12 protein-coding genes are annotated in these 18,880 nt (G+C 51.8%); 6 read left to right on the plus strand and 6 right to left on the minus strand.

From position 1 onward, the window contains the following. Positions 1-19: 19 nt before the first annotated feature. The 4 genes from nifD to nifH are packed head-to-tail and all read right to left on the minus strand — an operon-like array spanning position 20 to position 3,312. Positions 20-1,681, minus strand: a complete 1,662-nt coding sequence (gene nifD, locus QMG16_RS05550; RefSeq protein WP_281792826.1) for a nitrogenase molybdenum-iron protein alpha chain — start codon at positions 1,679-1,681, stop codon at positions 20-22. Between the two features lie 31 nt (positions 1,682-1,712). Further along, positions 1,713-2,093 carry a P-II family nitrogen regulator gene (locus tag QMG16_RS05555; protein WP_281792828.1) on the minus strand — a complete coding sequence of 127 codons (381 nt, stop codon included), beginning with the start codon at positions 2,091-2,093 and terminating at the stop codon, positions 1,713-1,715. Continuing rightward, positions 2,090-2,446 (minus strand): P-II family nitrogen regulator, encoded by a 357-nt coding sequence (locus QMG16_RS05560; RefSeq protein WP_281792830.1) that lies wholly within the window; start codon positions 2,444-2,446, stop codon positions 2,090-2,092. Before QMG16_RS05560 ends, QMG16_RS05555 begins: the two co-directional genes overlap by 4 nt. Before the next feature lie 41 nt (positions 2,447-2,487). After that, entirely contained in the window at positions 2,488-3,312 is an 825-nt protein-coding gene (nifH, locus tag QMG16_RS05565; protein ID WP_281792832.1) for a nitrogenase iron protein, read from the minus strand. Between the two features lie 399 nt (positions 3,313-3,711). Between nifH and QMG16_RS05570 the strand changes: the two genes are divergently transcribed. The 4 genes from QMG16_RS05570 to cas6 all read left to right on the plus strand — a co-directional run bounded on the left by QMG16_RS05570 (position 3,712) and on the right by cas6 (position 10,647). Further along, complete coding sequence (locus QMG16_RS05570; RefSeq protein ID WP_281797036.1) at positions 3,712-4,833, plus strand: glycosyltransferase family protein; 1,122 nt, start codon at positions 3,712-3,714, stop codon at positions 4,831-4,833. 703 nt (positions 4,834-5,536) lie between these two features. Continuing rightward, on the plus strand, positions 5,537-8,782 hold the full coding sequence (gene cas7-11i, locus QMG16_RS05575; protein WP_281792834.1) for a type III-I CRISPR-associated gRAMP effector Cas7-11i: 3,246 nt from the start codon (positions 5,537-5,539) through the stop codon (positions 8,780-8,782). After that, entirely contained in the window at positions 8,766-9,650 is an 885-nt protein-coding gene (gene cas10i / locus QMG16_RS05580; RefSeq protein WP_281792836.1) for a type III-I CRISPR-associated protein Cas10i, read from the plus strand. The genes cas7-11i and cas10i overlap by 17 nt, the downstream gene beginning before the upstream one ends. Beyond that, a complete protein-coding gene (cas6, locus tag QMG16_RS05585) occupies positions 9,610-10,647 on the plus strand; it encodes a type III-I CRISPR precrRNA processing endoribonuclease Cas6 (protein WP_281792838.1) in 1,038 nt (345 codons plus the stop codon). Before cas10i ends, cas6 begins: the two co-directional genes overlap by 41 nt. 58 nt (positions 10,648-10,705) lie before the next feature. Here cas6 and QMG16_RS05590 read toward each other — a convergent pair whose 3' ends face one another. Then, complete coding sequence (locus QMG16_RS05590; protein WP_281792840.1) at positions 10,706-13,333, minus strand: EAL domain-containing protein; 2,628 nt, start codon at positions 13,331-13,333, stop codon at positions 10,706-10,708. Then, positions 13,326-16,811, minus strand: a complete 3,486-nt coding sequence (locus QMG16_RS05595; protein ID WP_281792842.1) for a response regulator — start codon at positions 16,809-16,811, stop codon at positions 13,326-13,328. Before QMG16_RS05595 ends, QMG16_RS05590 begins: the two co-directional genes overlap by 8 nt. 378 nt (positions 16,812-17,189) lie before the next feature. Here QMG16_RS05595 and QMG16_RS05600 point away from each other — a divergent pair, with 378 nt between their 5' ends. Continuing rightward, the gene (locus tag QMG16_RS05600; protein ID WP_281792844.1) at positions 17,190-17,846 is read left to right on the plus strand and encodes an ABC transporter permease; all 657 of its coding nucleotides are present in this window, start codon (positions 17,190-17,192) and stop codon (positions 17,844-17,846) included. Between the two features lie 294 nt (positions 17,847-18,140). Beyond that, positions 18,141-18,875 carry an ABC transporter ATP-binding protein gene (locus QMG16_RS05605; RefSeq protein WP_281792846.1) on the plus strand — a complete coding sequence of 245 codons (735 nt, stop codon included), beginning with the start codon at positions 18,141-18,143 and terminating at the stop codon, positions 18,873-18,875. The last annotated feature ends 5 nt before the right edge of the window (positions 18,876-18,880 follow it).

An 18,880-nucleotide genomic window follows, 5' to 3' on the forward strand; every position in this document is an offset into this window, starting at 1 on the left:
CCTGATCCTTCCTCTTATTCTAATCGCACGCATATTTCGCGGAGAGTTCCGGACTCTTCTGCCACGGGGCCTTGAGGTAGCTCCAAACCTTGCTGTTCACCATGCGATCGATTTCTCTGTAAAAGTTGATGGCACCCTTGAATCCCGCATAGGGCCCGCCGTAATCGTAGCTGTGAAGCTGCTTCAGCGGGATTCCATGTTTTTGTACGGCATATTTTTCCTTGATGCCCGCGCAAAAGATGGCAGGCTTGAACACTTCAATGAGCTTTTCCGTTTCGTACTGGCTGATGTCATCGATGACCAGGGTCTCACTGTCCATCTCCCGCATCATTCCATCATAATCCTTGAATTTAAACCCTTCCGCCTTGAGCCGCTCCAACTCTTCAGAGCTCTTTCGCGGGCGGTATCTATCGGGATCTTGTGTGATTTCAAGCTCCTCAATATTTCGGCTATCCGCATCGACCTTGATGGTTGGTATAACTTCTCGGCCTTCATAGTCATCCCTGTGTGCAAATTCATATCCGGCGGAAATGGTCTTCATCCCGATCTCTTTAAAGAGTTCCTGGTAATGATGGGCGCGGGACCCCCCTACAAAGAGCATGGCCGTCTTCCCTTCACACCGGGGTCGAACCTCCCCTCGAACCTTGAGGATTTCCGGCATCTCTTCGGCAATGACCTCTTCCACCCGGTCGATGAGTTCCTGGTCCTGGAAGTATTGGGCGATCTTCCTGAGGGATTTCGCCGTCGCTTCAGAACCGATGAAGTTGATTTTGATCCAGGGTATGCCAAATTTTTCCTCCATCATTTCAGCAACATAATTGATTGAACGGTGACACATGATGGTATTGAGGTCCGCCGTGTGCGCATTGGCAAACTGGTCGTAACTCGAGTTTCCGCTGAAGGTGGAAATGAGGGTGATGCCGCATTTTTTCAGGATGCGATCGATTTCAAAAGCATCCCCACCGATGTTGTATTCCCCGAGGAGATTGATCTTGTACTTTCCCTCTTTTACCGTATCGTCGAGCCCGACAACGTGAGTAAAAATCCCGTTGTTGGCGATGTGGTGGCCCGCCGACTGGCTCACCCCCTTGTAGCCCTCACAGCTGAAGGCAAAAATGTTGATGCCCAGTTTTTCCTTCATATCGCGAGCCACCGAATGGACGTCATCGCCGATGAGGCCTACCGGACACGTGGAAAAGATGCTGATCGCCTTGGGTTTGAAGAGGTCGTAAGCCTCCTGAATGGCCGCTCTCAGCTTTTTTTCACCCCCGAAGACGATATCCTTGTCCTGCATGTCTGTTGAAAAGCAGTAGGTCATGAAGTTTTCATCGTTTTCCGTGGGAGGTTTGGTCTGGTTTCTACGGGTGAGCCAGCTGTAGAAACCGCAGCCGATGGGACCGTGAGTGATGTTCACGATGTCACGGGTCGGCCCCATGATAACCCCTTTGCACCCCGCGTAGGTGCAGCCGCGCTGAGTGATGATGCCCGGAATGGTTCTCACGTTGGCCCCGATTTCCTGGACCTCATTGCACGTCGCGATTCTATTGACTACGATTTGTTTGGCGCGTTTGCGAGCCACCTTGGTCGGATATTTCTCCAGAATCTCCTTTTTGAGCTCTTCCGGATCAATGCGGTCACACACATCTTCAAAGTTTATTTTTTCATCGCATATCGAGGACATTGCGTCTTCTCCCCTATCAAAATTGCCGGCTCTACACTTCATCCAGAACGCTGTCGCCGCTCTCACCGGTCCTTACGCTGAAAGAGTTCATCGCCGGCATGACAAAGATCTTTCCATCTCCGGACTTACCGGTCTTATTGACCTTGACGATGGTTTTGACCACCTTGGAAACCAGCTTATCGGGCACGACAACGAGAATGAGCCTTTTGGGTATGAGGCGCTGGCTCTGCCCGAGCTGTGCAACAGCTTCCTCGTACCCCTTTTCCGCGCCTTCCAGCAGCTTGTAATCCACCAGGCCCTTGCCCCGACCCAGGACTTCCTTGGCCGTCATGGAAGAGATGCCGGCTTCGGAAAGTGCCCGTTTGGTCTGGTTCATCATGTTCATACGAACGATCGCCATGACTTCTTTCATATCTTCACCTCTTCGGGTTCGCCAGAAGGCGTCTCTTTGATTCCGGAGCTGATGGTGTAGACTTCCTCGACGGGAGTGATGAATATCTTCCCGTCACCAAAAGCGCCCTTTTCTCCCGTTCTGGCCGCTTTCATCACCGTCTTGATGACGAAGTCCTTGTCCGAATCCTTCACGACGGTCAGCAACAGCTCTTTTGGAATTTCGTCGTAGGTGATCTCTCCGATTTTGATACCTCGTTGCTTGCCGCGTCCCACAACTGAAACCTTGGTTACCGCTGGAAATCCTGCCTCCATAAGAGCGGCAAGAACATTATCTACCTTTTCAGGTCTTACGATGGATCTGATCATCAACATGGGAGTCTCCTATCTATTCTCTCGTTGGTCTCTTACTGTTCTCAGCCCGCCAGCCCGTATTCAATGAGAAGCTTTTCCAGCTCGTCTGTGTGCATGGGTTTGGGGATCACGTGCATCTGGTTGTCTTCGATCTTCTTGGCCAGTGTCCTGTATTCATCCGCCTGCGGGTGAGCGGGATCGAAAGCGATTACGGTTTTTCTGTTGATTTCGGCTCGCTGAACCATATTCTCCCGGGGAACGAAGTGAATCATCTGGGTTCCCAATTTCTTGGCGAACGCTTCGATCATCTCCTGTTCATTGTCCACTTTGCGGCTGTTGCAGATGAGCCCCCCCAGCCTGACGCCGCCCGCTTCCGCAAATTTCACGATACCCTTGCAGATATTGTTGGCCGCATACATGGCCATCATTTCACCGGATACAACGATGTAGATTTCCTGCGCCTTGCCTTCCCGGATGGGCATGGCAAACCCACCGCACACAACGTCCCCCAGTACATCGTAGAAAACGTAATCCAGCTTCTCACTGTCGGCGTAGGCACCGAGCTGTTCCAGGAGGTTGATGGAGGTGATGATCCCGCGGCCGGCGCATCCGACACCGGGTTCCGGACCGCCCGATTCCACACAGATGGTTCCGCTGAAACCTATCTTACGGATATCTTCCAGTTCGACATCTTCACCTTCGGCTCGAAGGGTATCGAGCACCGTGTTTTGGGAAAGCCCGCCCAGGAGCAGCCGGGTTGAATCCGCCTTGGGGTCACAGCCCACTACCATGACCTTTCGTCCCATTTCCGCCAGACCAGCTACTGTATTTTGAGTCGTGGTAGACTTTCCGATTCCGCCCTTGCCGTAGATTGCGATCTTTCTCATGCTGTTTCTCCTTTTCATTCAAGTTGAGTTGACTGCCTATAGAGCAGCGAGTGTGCCATCATTCCCAATCGAGCATGAATAAGGATATAAGTGTATGAATTTATGCACTTTAACAAAAAGTACCCTTTGGGCAAAATCTGGAAATTCACTATAAAATAGCTACAAAATTGTATACGTAGCTCTTACATAATTGTGAGATTTTATAGATGGGTAACGGTTCAAGGATAAACGTCCACACCTTGACCCGTTGGGAAAGGGACTTCAGCGGTCTGAAAAATTGAAGTGAAAAAAACTCTTTGAGAACTTCTTGACTATCTTCAGAGGACCTGCTACTCGGAAACCTCCCAAAGAGCACTTTCCTATCACTTCACTCACGGGGTAGACAAACCAGTGAAAATCATGCTTTACAGCCAGCACGTTCTGGGAATCGGACATTTTTTCAGAAGCATGGAGGTCGCAAAGGCTTTGCATGAACATGAGGTTCTCTTCGTCGAGGGGGGAGATCCCTTGCCCGGCTTTGTTCCTCCTCGCCACGTAAAAAGGTTCATCCTTCCGCCCATCATGATGGACGCAGACTTCAAGACTCTTGAAATTCATGAAGGAACCCTTGAAGAAATCAAAACCGGGCGCAAGCAGATGCTCATGGATGCCTTCACAGAATTTTCCCCCGACGTGCTCGTTACCGAACTTTTCCCTTTTGGACGCAAACAGTTCCGATTTGAATTGATTCCGCTGCTGGATAAAATCCACGAACAGAGACCGTCCACAAGGGTTGTATGCAGTTTGCGTGACATCCTGGTGGAAAAGAAAGATCAGGCGGCGTATGAAAAAGGGGTTCTCGATATCCTGAACCGCTACTTCGATCTGCTTTTGGTGCATTCCGATCCCGAACTCATCCCCCTGGAAGAGAGTTTCGAACGCATCGGTGAAATTAAAATTCCAATCTTCTACACTGGATTCATCGTGAGGGATGCTCCTGTCCAGGTGGAAGCACACAGGGGAAAAATCATTGTGGTGAGCAGTGGGGGAGGAAGAGTGGGAATCGAACTTCTCAGTTCGGCCATAAAAGCGGTTCAAATGCTGGCCGATGAAGACCTTCACCTCAGAGTTTTTGTAGGGCCTTTCATGGAAGCCTCGGATCGAAAGAATTTGACCGATCTGGCGGCGGGCGATGCCGACATTCAATTGCTCCCTTTTTCTTTGGACTTCCTGTCGGAATTGGCCCATGCGGACCTTTCCATCAGCATGGCAGGCTACAACACCTGCATGGATATTCTCAGCACCGGAGTCCGGGCTCTGGTCTACCCCTTTCCGCAAAACCGTGAACAAGCCCTGCGCGCACAAAAACTGGAGAAGCTGGGGCAACTCAAAGTCATACCATCCTTGGCCGTGCAACCGCTCGCTCAATGTATCCTTTCAGAATTGCGGGCGAAGTATTCAACACGCAGAGGACGCCTGAACCTTTCCGGCAAAACGAACACGGCTGTATTCATCGATAGATATTGTCGAAACCAGAGTTAAAGTGAGGAGCCTTTTTTGCACTTATCCTGGAATACTCCGGTTTTCCTTAATCCGCCAGAGCAGCTGCCGAGATATAATCACTCGCATGCCACTCACCGCTTCCTGCTATCCTGTTACTTGCACCATCCGCCAGACAATGGTAATAGATTACAGGTGTGCGGAGGTAAACAGGTTTTGTCTGCTTCATCATCGGATAATCTCAGAAATACCGATCGGGAACGTTTGGCTATTCCTCTTGGAGAAAACTCTCATTTTGCCTTCAATGGCAAGCTCTATATTTGAGCAAATCCCAAAGGGGTTCGGCTCTAAGAGGCTGTCTGAAAATTCTTCTGCTTGGGAGCCGAACCTGCTTCGATTCCCCCCTTTGAGGGGGGGGGTGTTTTTCTGGTTCGCGAAATCTTGACACCCCCTACCCCCCTCAAGGGGGAAATTTTCAGACATCCTCTAACGCCTTGAATAGAGACGGTGATTCAAGACTCAGGACATCCTGAGCACGGGAGTATGATCGAATGGACAGGCGGCAGCTTCGACCCGGAAGCATTCAATCTGGATGCAGTCAATGAGGGGCTGAAAAGATTCAAATAGTGGTTTGCCTCCTATATGTCTTCAGCGACATCTTTTACGTGCTGCCAAATAACTTCCGACCTCATTATCCGAATCGGTACAGAAGCCATTCCAGCGCCCTGAACGAAAGGAGAAAAGCATGATCCTGAAAGGAAAGCTTTTTGCCGAGTCCCCAATCTACAGAGGGAATGCGAGAAAAACTCTTTTTACACGAGATGGAGACGGGACCCAACGGCTGGTGTCTCTGGCCGGTGAGATAGAAGGAACCGCCGAAGCTCTCATGGATGCATTCATCGGCAGATCGCGCAGCGGGAAAAATACAGGGCTGCTCAATCAACTGTGGTTCAGGCTGTATGGCTCATCGATACCTGAAGGATTGATTACTAAAGTTCATTGTAGCCTTCAGGAGAAAAGCTACTCCAGAGATCACCTCTTCGACATACGCATGGGTATCAAGTTGAACGAGGATCGATGGGCGGCCGAAGCCAATGCGAACTACAAAATGGAAACTCTGTATAAAAACGCGGCTTTCGATTTCGCCATGACGGTGAACGATTCGGTTCTGAAACGGGATGAGAATAGGAGCAGGCTGTTCTTTGTGCTCCAGGAACTCAAGGAAGGGCGTTTCTGGTTCGGAGCAGGAAAGAGCAAAGGGCTGGGGCGTTGCCGGCTTGAAATGGAGCTGCCCTTCTCGCCTGGTGAATCCCCGCCCTCTGTTTCTCCCCAGGCAAACCACCTGACGATATCCCTTTCCTTTAAGTTGGAAACTCCAGTCCTGGTTGGATGGCCCTGGGGGAAGATCGATCCCTCTAAACCCGCTTTTGCCGCCATTGACGGACGACAGCTCATAGAAGCGATGCGAGATATTCCCCAGCCGATCCGCAAGAGGCTGGAGACAACCATAGGCGGGCCTGTTCTCAGCCCGGAGAACTGGAAAAAGAAGTTCAGCGAGTTTTTTCCAAGAATCCTGGCTGTTTGGCTGATGGAGCAATCGAGCAGGGAAGAAGAAACCTGGTTTTTGCCCTCCGCAGCCGTGGAAAAATTGGGAAAAGGAAAATACGCCTTGTCCCAAAAGCTGATGGAGCGGATACTGCCTTTGGCGGACCGCCATTTCCAGAGCAAGGAAGCAGTGGAGGCGGCCGTCAAGCAAGAGCTAGGAGCCAAGGCCAACATGGCCAAACGCGTACTCGATGTCCTTGCTCATGAGCGCAAAAAAGGCAAACGGTTCGATTCTGAAGCATGGTCCCAAATAGCTGAGGGACTGGGTTTTGACAGAGCATCAGGGGATCGTCTTGCAGGCGCTATTCAGGATGAAACGGCTCTTGCATCCATTTTGTCCCAGGAGTGTGCCAAAATCCTTCCAGGGTTCTTCCAGCAGGTGGATCAACAGATACGGTTGATTCAAAGCGATAGCTGGATCGATGAAGAGATTGCCGTCCGGGAAGAGCACCTTCACATCAAGAACATGCTCAGAGAGGGAAAAATCGAGGAGTGGCAATGGCTAAGCCCGGACTATACCCCTCAAGGTATCCGCTCTTCGACGTGGAAGGAATTCCTCGAATCCCACCAGCGCGTGCAATTTCGCCATATGCTCAATTCCAAAAATTTGAACAAGAGCATTATCAACGATAAGAACCTGATTGCACTCCTCGAAGGCTACCGCGATCATACCCGCCAGGAACTCTCTCAGCCCTACAACACCGACTTCAGGTCCGGAGGAGTATCCAACCGTGAAATCTCCAGGAAATACGGTAAACCCTATGACACGGTTTTTATGAGGATGCTCTCCTGGGCTCCGTCCGCCCAGGAACAGAGTATGTGGGAGATCTACATTCCTGGGAGTACCGTCAAAGGCGCCTTCAGGAAACGTGCATCCCAACTGCTGAAGACCCTGCGGGGGGACTCGGCTGGAACGACATCCATTTTAAATCGGCTGTTTGGAGAGCAGGGGCAAAGAGGGTTGGTCTATTTTTCCGATGCGTATCTCACAGATGCACTCGTTCCTGGCCGTTCGTGGTGCTCCATGGATGGCGTGAAAATGGATCCCGCAACGGGCGGTCCTACCGAAGAAGCCAAAGCGGATTATCTTTTCGCCTTCGGAAAAGACCTCTCGTTCAATCTTCGGTTGGATATTCAGAATCTGAGCGAGCAGGACATGGAGGCATTTTCCATCTTGACTCATTTGCTCGAGGACTTCCGGAAGGGCGATATCCCATTGGGCGGAGAAAAAACATGCGGCTTTGGCTGGGTCAAAGGCACAATCAGGAATATTCACTGGATTACAGGAGCACCGCCCCAGGAAGACTCCGTAGGAAAAAAGTTATTCGGGAAGCAAACTCACGCTCGCGACGGAATATGGTACAGCCTCAATCTCAAGGATGAAGCCGCAAAAGAGGCATTGCACATTGCCCCTCTCGCTCCGAAAGGGAAGAAGGACGTTCAGCCTCCCCCGAGATCGAAACAGGGCTTCATTTCTCATAGCGCATTCGGTGGTTATTGCGGTGTTCTTTCCATACAAGGGGAGGTCCTGACTCCTCTCAGCATCAAGGAAAGCGGAGAGCCGTCCTTTGTGCACGTTCCGGATGATCCCCTCGAGGGCGTCATCAATGGCTGGGAGCCTTTTTCCATGTCCCCCCCGGAAGCATCCCTCAGGGCCCCCTCCAGGCTCTACGCCCTGCCGAGCAAGAGCATCAGGGGAATGATTCGACACATCTACACCATTGCAAGCGATTCGAGCAAGGCCAGCCACGACATCAGTCGGCTCAATCCTACGGATAGCCTGTTTGGCTGGGTAGGAAGCGGCCCGAACCAGGCCATCATGGCAAGGCTCTCCTTCGATTTCGCTCTGTTCAAGAAAGCGGAAACCGCCTGGTTCAAGGTGCCGTACCCTTACGGAATGTGGCATTATGTCGATGGCCAATGGAAAAAGATTCCCAAGCAGCAGGCATCGGTTCTGCATATCGCCGGAAGCTGGAGGATCTTTCCTCACGCGCCCCTCGCACCCTGTGTGATAAAACTGGATGATTTCAAGCCGGATACTCCAAGAGCCGACTACATCAAGGCCATTCTACCCGGTGGGCTGTGCCGCTTTACCCTCCGTTTCTGGAATCTGGAAAAAGAGGAGCTTCAAAGGCTGCTCTGGTGCATAGCATTGGAACAGGGCCTTGCCCACAAAATGGGAAAGGGCCGCTATCTCGGGTTTGGCAGTCTGCGCTTGAAGCTCCTGCCAGAGAGCTTTCTTACGGATTGGGCAGATCGGTATTCAGGAAAGGGAAAGAGGGATCAAGCCGGGCAGTTACCCATAAGCCTCGAAGAATGGATCAATCCTAAAGTGATTCACCATCACTCCGAACTGCGGAAGGCGTTAGATGCTCAACGGATTTGACTGGTTGCGCCGCAGCAGGACTGGTGCTGAACTTTTGGCCACCTTGAGATACCTTTCCGAAAATCCTGATTTTCCATTGACCCGCACGGAAATAGGGGCTCCTCACTCCGCAACGGAGGGACCCTGCCAGCGGTGCTGGATCTATCCCCGCATAGATGCCGGGGAGCCTTATTGTAAGGATTGCAGCGAAATCCTTCAGCGAGTCCATGGCCTGTCCACAGCATCCCGTCATGCGGCAATTCTCTGGGGATTCTTCAATCAATTGCCCACAGAAATACTTCAATGGGAAGGTAAAAACCGAAACAAGCATCTGCTCGGCTCCTATATCCATGACGCCAACCATTTTCTTATTGTGATGGATCGCCGGGAATTGAGACCCTGGCTTCAGGATCTCACCATTTACTACGGATTCGATCTTCGTGGAATTTTACAGATATTTCCGACCACCGGAGCGGGAACGAGGACCTGTATGGGAGATATTCTGTGCAGGGCCGTCCACCGGGATCTTTACCTGCCCATGGGGCAGATGCACATTCGTTTTTACTCGGCTCCCTATCAACTGCTCAACCCTCGCCTGCGCGATCTGAAGGGAATGCTGACCTTTGATCTCTCGGATTTCTTGAAGCTGCTGGAAATGGCGGAAATATTCCGTGCCTTGCTCCGTCCGGAAGAACAACAGGAATTCCGTGACTTGCTGAGCATTCGAGATAAGCAAGAATCCCAGTTTTACTGGGGAAGATTTTTGGGAAGGTTGGAACAGCGAGCCAGGGACATGTTGACGGCATGGAAAATGAGACAATGGCCAAAGAACCGGATCAAAGTATTCTATGAGCTTCTCGACTACGTACAACTCATTCAAGCAGATTAAACTGATTCGTTATCTCGTAACATGGCGGGTCAACAGCTCTCTGGTAACGCTGCCGGAGTGCTTTGCCGTCGAGTTGTCTCATGTTATTGGTACGATCATCTCCAACCGCCTTCCCAGCCGGGAAGCTGCTCGATGGCAAAAGGCCTTATCCTCGTTGAATAAATATTTCGATGCACATCCCGTGAAAGGCGAAAAACCGCTCCAATCAACGGTTTTCCCTGATGTATCATGGCCCATTGATGCCGTGCTCTTTGAGTATCCCGGAAAAACGACTTATGGATTTGGAGAGCTGATTTTCTGGGAATTGAAACTTTTGGGGGATGCCGCGGATCACGGCTTTTTTTTGGAAACGATCCTTCCGGCAATGGAAGAAGCTGGCTACACTTCGGATGAAAGGTGGAACCGACCAAACAGGATCTGGGGAAGATTCGACATTCATGCAGTCTACGCAGCTCGAGGATCATGCTGGGATCCCATAGTGAGTGACGGGCGACTGGACCTCCGACCCCAGCCAAGCGCGTCTCAATGGGCTGAAGGGTTGACGTTTGGCTCTCACGTTGAGAGTGCTTTCAGACAACTGATATGGCTCACACCCTTTGAACTCGAAGGCATTGCCAAGGAGAAGGAACCAGGCCATGCCGATGATCAGGGAGATATTCCAGAGGGCCGGAGCCCCGTCATGAAAGCTATTTTGGAAGCACTGGCATCACGTTTGAGTTCGTTGCTCCAGGGGAGACGCAAAACAGCCGGTTATCCACAAGATATTCTCGATGATGAATGGAGGCTCATTCTACAAGAAGCCTTTGAACAGGTAATTCAAACGCCTTTGCTTTTCAAGGACCTAAAAAACGTCTCGAAGGGATGTCCAGGGCAGTGGACAGGAAAACATGTCTTTGGCCCTCTTCCAAAAGAGATCATCCCATGCCTTGAATTGGCATCCATACTTCATATCGGCAAATACACCCATTTCGGATGTGGGACATTCACATTGGCGTAAACGGGCTTACATTCGGCATGGGGGAGGATGGACATGAAAAATACAGCAAACAAGCACGTCAGCCCCTTTGCTCATTCATCCCGAGGTTGAGTGAGCGGTTCTCTTTTTTGCAGATCGATTCAATTTCATCCGCCGTCATTGGGAAGTTGTAAAGGAAGCCCTGCCCCAGCCTGCATCCCATTTCATTCAAAACCTGAGATTGTTCCTGAGTCTCCACTCCCTCAGCCAGGAGTTTCACCCCCAGATTGCTTGCCAGATTGACGAAAGCTTTGATGAGTGTTTTTGAACGTTCCGAATCACTTTTTCGATTTTCCAGATCTTGGATGAAGGATTGATCGATTTTCAAGCAATCCACCGGAAGCCTCTGCAGGTAAGACATGGACGAGTAACCATTCCCGAAATCATCGATGGCTATGGTCACTCCTAAGTTACGAAGCTCCGTCAGCTGCATCCCCACCCTCTTGTGGTCCTTCATGAAAATGCTCTCCGTCAGCTCCAGTTCGAGCCAGCGGGGTTCAAGTCCCGTCTCTTCGAGGATCAGAGACACCTGCTGAACAAAATCGGATTCCATGAACTGCACCACCGACACATTGACGGCAACCCTGAAGGGGTCAAAGCCCTGCCTCTGCCAATCCGCATTGGTCCTACACGCTTCCCGCAACACCCAGTTGCCGATGGGAACGATCAGTCCGGTTTCTTCAGCGATATGAATGAACCTCTCGGGAGGAAGGCGGCCGATTTCCGGATGATTCCAGCGAATGAGGGCTTCGACGCCGATCATTTTCCTTTCCGGCAGTTCGTACTGCGGCTGATAATGAAGTTCAAATTCGTTGCGTTCTATGGCCTTTCGCAATTCGTTTTCGATCTCCAGTCGCTCGATAACCACGGCATTCATATCTTCAGTAAAATACCGGTAGCGGTTTCCTCCGTGATTCTTGGCATGGTACATGGCGATATCGGCACTTCTTTGGAGAGTCGTCGCATCCTGTCCGTCATCGGGCGAAATGCTGATGCCGATGCTTGCCCCAATGTGAAGTTTGCGGCCCTGCAGAATGAACGGTTTCTCCATGGTGTCCAGAATTCTTTGTGCCGTTCTCGCAGCATCCCCCCTCTCACGGATATCGGCCAGAACCACCATGAACTCATCTCCCCCCATGCGCGCCAGGGTATCGCTTTTTCTCGTGCAATTCTCCAGTCGCTCAGCCACCTCTTTCAGCAGTTGGTCCCCTATATGATGCCCCAGGGAATCGTTGATATGTTTGAAACGGTCCAGATCGATGTAGAGCAGACCGATTTTGCCGCCGTAGCGCATGGTCCGGTTGAGAGCATGTTCCAGACGGTCGGCAATCAAGACCCGGTTGGGGAGCCCTGTGAGAGCATCGTGATGCGCCTGATGCGCCAGCCGCTCGGCCAACTGCCTTTGTTCCAGGGCGATGGCCGCCAGTTTGCTCGCCATCTCCAGGAGTCTGAAATCCGAATCCGCCGGACGATGCGGTCTATGGTAATAGAGGGCGACCGTGCCAAAGGTCTGACCCTTTCCTGAAAGGATCGGCACGGAGAGACAGGATCTGAGTCCATGCGCTACGGCCAAGTGTTGATATTTTTCCCATAGAGGACTTTTTTCAATATCCGCAGCCACTGCGGGCTGGCCGAAATAGGCCGCTGACCCGCAGCATCCCGTCCTGGGGCCAATTTCCAGTCCGTCCATGTTCTTGACAAAATCCTCGCAAAATCCCCGGGCAGATCCTATAAAGAGCTGTTTTCCGCGCAAAAGGGAAACTGAACAGAGGGCGTCGTTTCTCTGGCTCTCCACCATTTCAACAAGTTGCGCAAGGATATCCTTGAGGGAGTGGCTGCCGATGACCATCTCGAGCACTCTGTTTCGTGCGGCTTCCAGAAGCTCCGCCTGTTTGCGCTCGGTGATATCCTGTATGGTTCCCGTAACTTCCACAGCGGTTCCGCCTTCATTGGAAACTACGGCCACATTCTGAAAAACGATGCGTTCCCTTCCATCGGGTAGAAGGATGCGATGATCGAAATTGGCGGACTTCCCATGGTACAAGGCGGAATTGAAAAATTTGCAGACGGCGTCCCTGTCATCGGGGTGCACCCGGCTCAGGAAATCCTCATAGCGAAGAACAAGCTCGCCCTCCGGCAGGCAGCAGATCCTGCCCGTTTCATTCGAACAGTGGAACTCGTTCCTCCTTGCATCGAGCTTCCAGCTCCCCAGGCGGGCGATGCGCTGGGCCTCGGCCAGGCTCGCCTCACTTCTGCGGAGCTGTTCAACGGCCTGGCTCGCCCGCAGCATGTAGCGCACCCGTTCACTCAATATGATCCAGTTGATGGGTTTCGTGACAAAGTCCGTGGCGCCGGCTTCGTAGGCACGATTGATGGATTCAATATCATCCATCCCGGTCACCATGAGGATGGGGACATGTTCCCCGGCAGGCATCTTTCGAATGGCCGCACATGCTTCGAATCCATCCATTACAGGCATCATGACATCCAGCAGCACGATCATCGGCTTCGAAGATTTGAACCGGGCAAGGGCCTCCTGCCCATTGGCGGCTTCCTCCACAGAAAAGCCGCCCTGCTGAAGAGCCTCCCGCAGCAAAAAACGCATGGTCAGCTCATCATCTACCACCAGAACCGAGGCTTTTTCCATGTCCGGGGAGAGATCATTCATGGGCATCCCTCGTCATTTCATTTTCCAGGGCCAACTTTGCCTTCTTGAATTCTTTCTTGATAATGTCCACCAGAGGGACCGCCCCTTCCACCTCGCCATTGCGTGCCATGGCCTCGAGTTCCTTGCACTTTTCGGCAAGAGCGGTCGCTCCCAGATTGGCGCTTGAAGATTTCAGGCTGTGAGCGATGTTTCGAATTTCCGCCGCACTTTCTCGGGAAGCGGCTTCTTCCAGAAGATCGAGCTGGGCCGGAGTACTGGAAAGGTACACGTCGATGATTTTTTTCAAAATGCCGGGCGTACCCCCCTGTTCGAGGGCGCGGATGTTGTCAAGCATTCTCTGGTTCAAAAGTCCAGAGAGGGATTCCGCATCTACGGGAGGAGCATCCGAGGATGAAACGTCCCCCAACGGAGCTGCTTTCTCAGGAGAAGAATCCTCACTTACCGGCCTCGGCAGCCACTTCTCCATTACCCCTCGCAACTGTTGCATCGTGAAGGGTTTGCTCAAATAGTCATCCATCCCTGCGGAAAGGCAATGGTCTTTTTCCCCGTCCATGGCGTGAGCCGTCAAAGCGACAATGGGGAGGGGGCGAAACTTTCCGTTTCCCGACTGTTTCAGGGCTTCATTTTCCCTGATCCTGCGAGTCGCCTCATACCCATCCATTTCGGGCATCTGGCAATCCATAAAGAGAAGATCATAAGAGTGTGCTTCCAACGCCCGAAGGGCCTCCAACCCATTTTCGACAACATGCACCCGACATCCCAGGCGCTCGATCATTCCCCTGCTGACTTCCTGGTTGACCAGGTTGTCCTCGGCAAGAAGAACGAGCCCCTCAAGTGCACATTCACTCGCCGGTTGGCAGCTGCTCCCTTCTCCATCCGCTGAAGGCTCCGCCCCGTCACTATTCATTACAGCAGCAAGACAGGTATAGAGCTGAGACTGGCGGACGGGCTTGGTCAGATAGGCTTCGATACCCGTTTGAAGGAATTTCTCCGAATCACCCTCGGAGCCGCCGGAGGCGAGCATGATGAGCCTCAGTCCCGACAGGGAGGGATCGGCCTTGATGGATTGCGCCAGCTCCAGGCCATTCATGCCGGGCATCATCATATCGAGCAGCACCACGTCACAGAGAGCGCCCCGCTCGGCGGCGTTACGCAGGAATTTGAGTGCCTCGGGTCCGCTCTTCACCTCATCATTCCTGATTCCTGCCTGGTCCAGTTGATGTTTCAGAATGCTGCGGTTGGTAGCGTTGTCATCGACAATCAACACATGCAACTCCGAAAACTCCGGAGCGCACTGGAACACGGACGCATCCTCGAGGGAGGAACTCTCAAGGCAGGCCGTAAACCAGAAGGTAGATCCCCGACCGGGTTCGCTGCTGACTCCCGCGCCCCCTCCCATCATCGTACTGAGCTGCTTTACAATGGCGAGCCCGAGGCCCGATCCTCCGTACCTTCTTGTGGTAGACCCATCAGCCTGGGAAAAGGTTTCAAAGATGTGCTCCTGAGCTTCCCTCGGTATGCCGATTCCTGTATCGCTCACCTCAAAGCGGAGGAAAACCTTCCCGTCGGTTTCCTCCTCTTTTTCCACCCGAATGACGACTTCCCCCCTATCCGTAAATTTAATGGCGTTGCCCAGCAGGTTGGTGAGGATCTGTCTCAACCGGTGAGGGTCACCCCTCAGATAAATTGGGATATCGGAAGATATGTAACATGCCAGTTCGATCTGCTTTTTATGTGCCGATTCCGCCAGGAGGTCCGTGATATCGTACACGGTTTCGTGCAGGTTGAAATCCGTTTGATCCAATTCCAGTTTGCCCACCTCTATTTTCGAAAGATCCAGGATGTCATTGAGGAGGGCAAGGAGGGTTTCTCCAGAAAAACGGACGGTATTGACAAAACGGCGCTGCTCCTTGCTGAGGCTAGTCGAGAGCAGCAGATCTGCCATGCCGAGCACGCCGTTCATGGGGGTGCGGATTTCATGGCTCATGCGCGCCAGGAAGTCCGATTTGGCACGGTTGGCGGCCTCGGCTTCCTCCTTGGCTTTCAAGAGTTCCTCTTCCGCCCGCTTTCGCTCGGTGATGTCCCTACCCACCGACTGGAATTCTTTGAAATGGCCTTCTTCATCGAGAATCATCCGGATGGTCCACTGGTGCCATCTTGTTCCACCCTCCAAGCTCAAAGCACGATATTCACAAGTCCCGGAAGGATTCGCAGGGCCAAAGGAATTCAAATGACTTTCCACGATCTCCCGATCCTGTTCGTCAACAAAAGAGGTAAAATTTTTCCCCACCAGTTGTTCCGGGCTCCTGCCGAAACAGCGGCAATAGGCTTCGTTGACAAAAGTGAGCGTCCCATCCTGGAGAAACCGGCAGATCATTTCCGTCTGGTCTTCCACGATGGCCCGGTAGCGCGCCTCGCTGGTGCGAAGTTGGCTCTGGGATTTTTCCAGGGATTCCAGCATATCGTTGATCTTACCGCCAAGGCGGGAGAGCTCGTCTTTCCCCGAAAAGACCACCCGGTCCGAGAGTTCCCCCTTGGCTGCAATGGCATCCACATCGGTGCTGAGACGCCTCAAAGGCAGAAGAACCGTTTTTTCCAAGGCAAAGAAGACGACGGCACAAAAAACCAGCCCCGCTGCCAGAAGAAACAGGATGAAATAGTTCACGCTTGTACGGCCCTGCCTATAGATATCCCGGGGCATGCCCACCCGCACCGTCAGTGCGGGCTTCTGGTAGATATCTTTCAACAGCATGTATCCCGCGATGTCATCCACCCCCGAAGTCACCACGAGGATGCCGTTATCTTCCCTCAAAAGCCTCTGCCATATGGAAGATGCATCATCGACCATCCGGCTATCATCGATCTGCAATTCCAGGTGGGTTCGCTGCGCAATCCGTTTCAACTCGGCACCATCCAGATACCGTCCCATCATAAGGGTTCCGCGGATGGGGCCTTTACCAGCACTGTCGAGAATGGGGCGGGAGCTGATGAGGAGCGGCCCTTCGGGAAGAAGGAGAAGACCGTTGTGACTGCTTTTGGCATCAGTATGCTGCAAAAGAAGACCTCCGGAAAAAAAGTGTTCCGTAAGGCTCCCAGGAAAGGGAACCTCCTTTTCTTCCTCCAGGTCGAAAGCCTTCCCGAAAACCATGCGGCCCGAAGGATGGACGAACGCGATGAGATTGACTTTGAGTTCCACGAAGGACTTGTCGGGCATATTGGTTTTGATGAATTCAGGGTCCTCACTTTCCATGAAATCATAGCTGTCGTCCCAGTTCGCCCAGTCGCCGGTCTTACTGTTCAGCGTGGCGACACTTTCAGAGATCTGCTCCTGAACCCGCTGCACATTCTGTTCGCTGTACCTTCTTTCCAGTATGGAAAATCCATGCAGGATAATGAACTGAGAAGCTGCGTAGAGAACCGCCACAAGAAGGCCGTTGGTAAACGCGACAGTGAGGAGCGTTTTTTTTCGAAGATTCATCTCTTGTTCCTGATCTCAAAGTTCATTGGAAGATATGCTCATTGTAAAAACATTCGTGGAGGGTTTACTCAACCGTTTTGAATATCGCGCTATTCCTTTCCAAACTTGAATCTTTTTTGCGTTGCTCCATGAAAAAACCGTTTGGGTTGAAAAAATGAGAAACAGCCATTAATATTTAATTTGTTCTTCCCTGATTCAAAATATCCGATTTTGCATATTTCATTTCGGTCCGAATCCTGATGCGCATAGGGGATGACCGGCGCGAACAAAACATCATGCGGAACAAACCCAAACCGGGCGGGAAAGACCGCATTTTATCTTTTCTCGCCCCTATGACTTTACTGCAAGTGGTCGTTTTACTCGCAAGGGTGGATACCAGTGCCAAAGTCCGTACAAAGACAAGTCGTCCTGCCCTGGACTCAGGTGATAAAGATCTCTTTCAATTCCATACGGGTACGTTTCTTTCGAACCCTCATCACTACCCTCACCCTCACCCTTGCCGTTGCCTTTGTCACCTATATACGGTCGGGCTACGAGATTCTCAACTCTATTTGGCCCCATGCTGACGGCTCTCTTCAGGAAAGCATTCTTGCCAGTGGCTATGAACTCACGGGTGGTCGCTTCGGCACCAGCCCCAAAGACACATGGCTCGCCATTCTCTCACTCATGGTCTGCGTCGTGGGAATCGTCAATGCGCAGCTCATGGCCGTTACCGAGCGGTTTCGAGAAATCGGCACATTCAAGTGCCTCGGTGCCCTGGACAGTTTCGTCGTCCGCATTTTTGTGTTCGAGGCGATTTACCAGGGCCTTCTTGGAGGTTTTTCCGGAAGCATACTGGGTATCATCGTAGCCACCGTGTCCATCTCGTTTAAGGCGGGATGGGCGGCCTTTCGCTGGTGGCCTTTTGGGGCAATGTTAAAAACTATCGGCTGGGGGGTGATTCTCGCAGATTTCCTCTCTTTACTTGGAGTCATCTATCCCGCTCTCGTGGCTGCAAGAATGCAACCCGCCGAGGCTTTGAGAACCGAGCAATAACTTCGGATATACTTCGCGGGGGTGAGATCCCGACTTTTTTAAGGTTTCAACCCGTTCACAGTATATCAACAGCATTACAGAATGTTTGGAGCCGCCTTTCTTCCTGCTGCACGACTTTTCTCTAATTCATGAAGCGTTATTAACTTGACATTATCAAATTTCATTTGAACCACGGAGACACAGAGGGCACAGGGAAAGACTTTCAAATGAAATCTTTGTGTTCTCCGTGTCTCCGTGGTTAATGTGACAATGCCGCATGAAGCGTCATTCCTAAAGGTTCCCAGAGGTCAAAGTATGGAAAGGGAAATTGTACATAATGTGGTTAGACTTTCCGATGTGACGAAGGTCTTCAGGATGGGAAACATCCAGGTCGAGGCATTGAAAGGAATCAATTTTGCCATCAAGGCCGGTGAATACCTTTCCATCATGGGTCCTTCCGGCTCCGGGAAATCCACTCTTTTCAACATGATCGGAGCTCTCGACAAACCGACCACCGGCCGTGTCTTTATCGACGAGGTGGATGTGGCTCAACTGGACGCTTACGAACTGGCGTGGCTTCGGTGCCGGAAGATCGGATATATTTTTCAGACGTTCAATCTCATTCAGGTGATGACAGCTATCGAGAACGTAACATTGCCCATGATTTTTGCAGGCATGAACCGGGACGAATACCTCGAAAAGGGAATGAATCTCCTGAAAATGGTGGGGCTCGCTGAACGCTACAATCACAAGCCGTCCGAACTTTCCGGGGGACAACAGCAACGGGTGGCCGTAGCCCGGGCTCTAGCCAATGACCCCGCAATTATCCTGGCAGATGAACCCACCGGAAACCTCGATCTCACAACCGGCGAAGAAATCATCACCCTCCTGAAACAGCTTTCGACCGAGCGAAACGTGACCATCATCTCCGCTACACATGATATCAAGATGTTGAATGTTTCCGATAGGGTCGTATGGATTCGTGACGGGCAGATCGACCGGGTCGAAGAACGTGAGAAATTGAAGATCTCCGTGGGGGAGGTGGCTTGACAATC

Origin of the sequence: Desulforhabdus amnigena (assembly GCF_027925305.1) — a bacterium.
In the GTDB taxonomy this organism is placed as follows: Bacteria; Desulfobacterota; Syntrophobacteria; order Syntrophobacterales; family Syntrophobacteraceae; genus Desulforhabdus; species Desulforhabdus amnigena.

Bases quoted from the DNA above. Each gene is read 5' to 3' on its own strand.
- QMG16_RS05555 (WP_281792828.1), bottom strand. From the start codon at position 2,093: ATGAAAGAAGTCATGGCGATCGTTCGTATGAACATGATGAACCAGACC.
- nifH (WP_281792832.1), bottom strand. From the start codon at position 3,312: ATGAGAAAGATCGCAATCTACGGCAAGGGCGGAATCGGAAAGTCTACC.
- QMG16_RS05560 (WP_281792830.1), bottom strand. From the start codon at position 2,446: ATGTTGATGATCAGATCCATCGTAAGACCTGAAAAGGTAGATAATGTT.
- nifD (WP_281792826.1), bottom strand. From the start codon at position 1,681: ATGTCCTCGATATGCGATGAAAAAATAAACTTTGAAGATGTGTGTGAC.
- cas7-11i (WP_281792834.1), top strand. From the start codon at position 5,537: ATGATCCTGAAAGGAAAGCTTTTTGCCGAGTCCCCAATCTACAGAGGG.
- QMG16_RS05590 (WP_281792840.1), bottom strand. From the start codon at position 13,333: ATGAATGATCTCTCCCCGGACATGGAAAAAGCCTCGGTTCTGGTGGTA.
- cas6 (WP_281792838.1), top strand. From the start codon at position 9,610: ATGAGCTTCTCGACTACGTACAACTCATTCAAGCAGATTAAACTGATT.
- QMG16_RS05595 (WP_281792842.1), bottom strand. From the start codon at position 16,811: ATGAATCTTCGAAAAAAAACGCTCCTCACTGTCGCGTTTACCAACGGC.
- QMG16_RS05570 (WP_281797036.1), top strand. From the start codon at position 3,712: ATGCTTTACAGCCAGCACGTTCTGGGAATCGGACATTTTTTCAGAAGC.
- cas10i (WP_281792836.1), top strand. From the start codon at position 8,766: ATGCTCAACGGATTTGACTGGTTGCGCCGCAGCAGGACTGGTGCTGAA.
- QMG16_RS05605 (WP_281792846.1), top strand. From the start codon at position 18,141: ATGGAAAGGGAAATTGTACATAATGTGGTTAGACTTTCCGATGTGACG.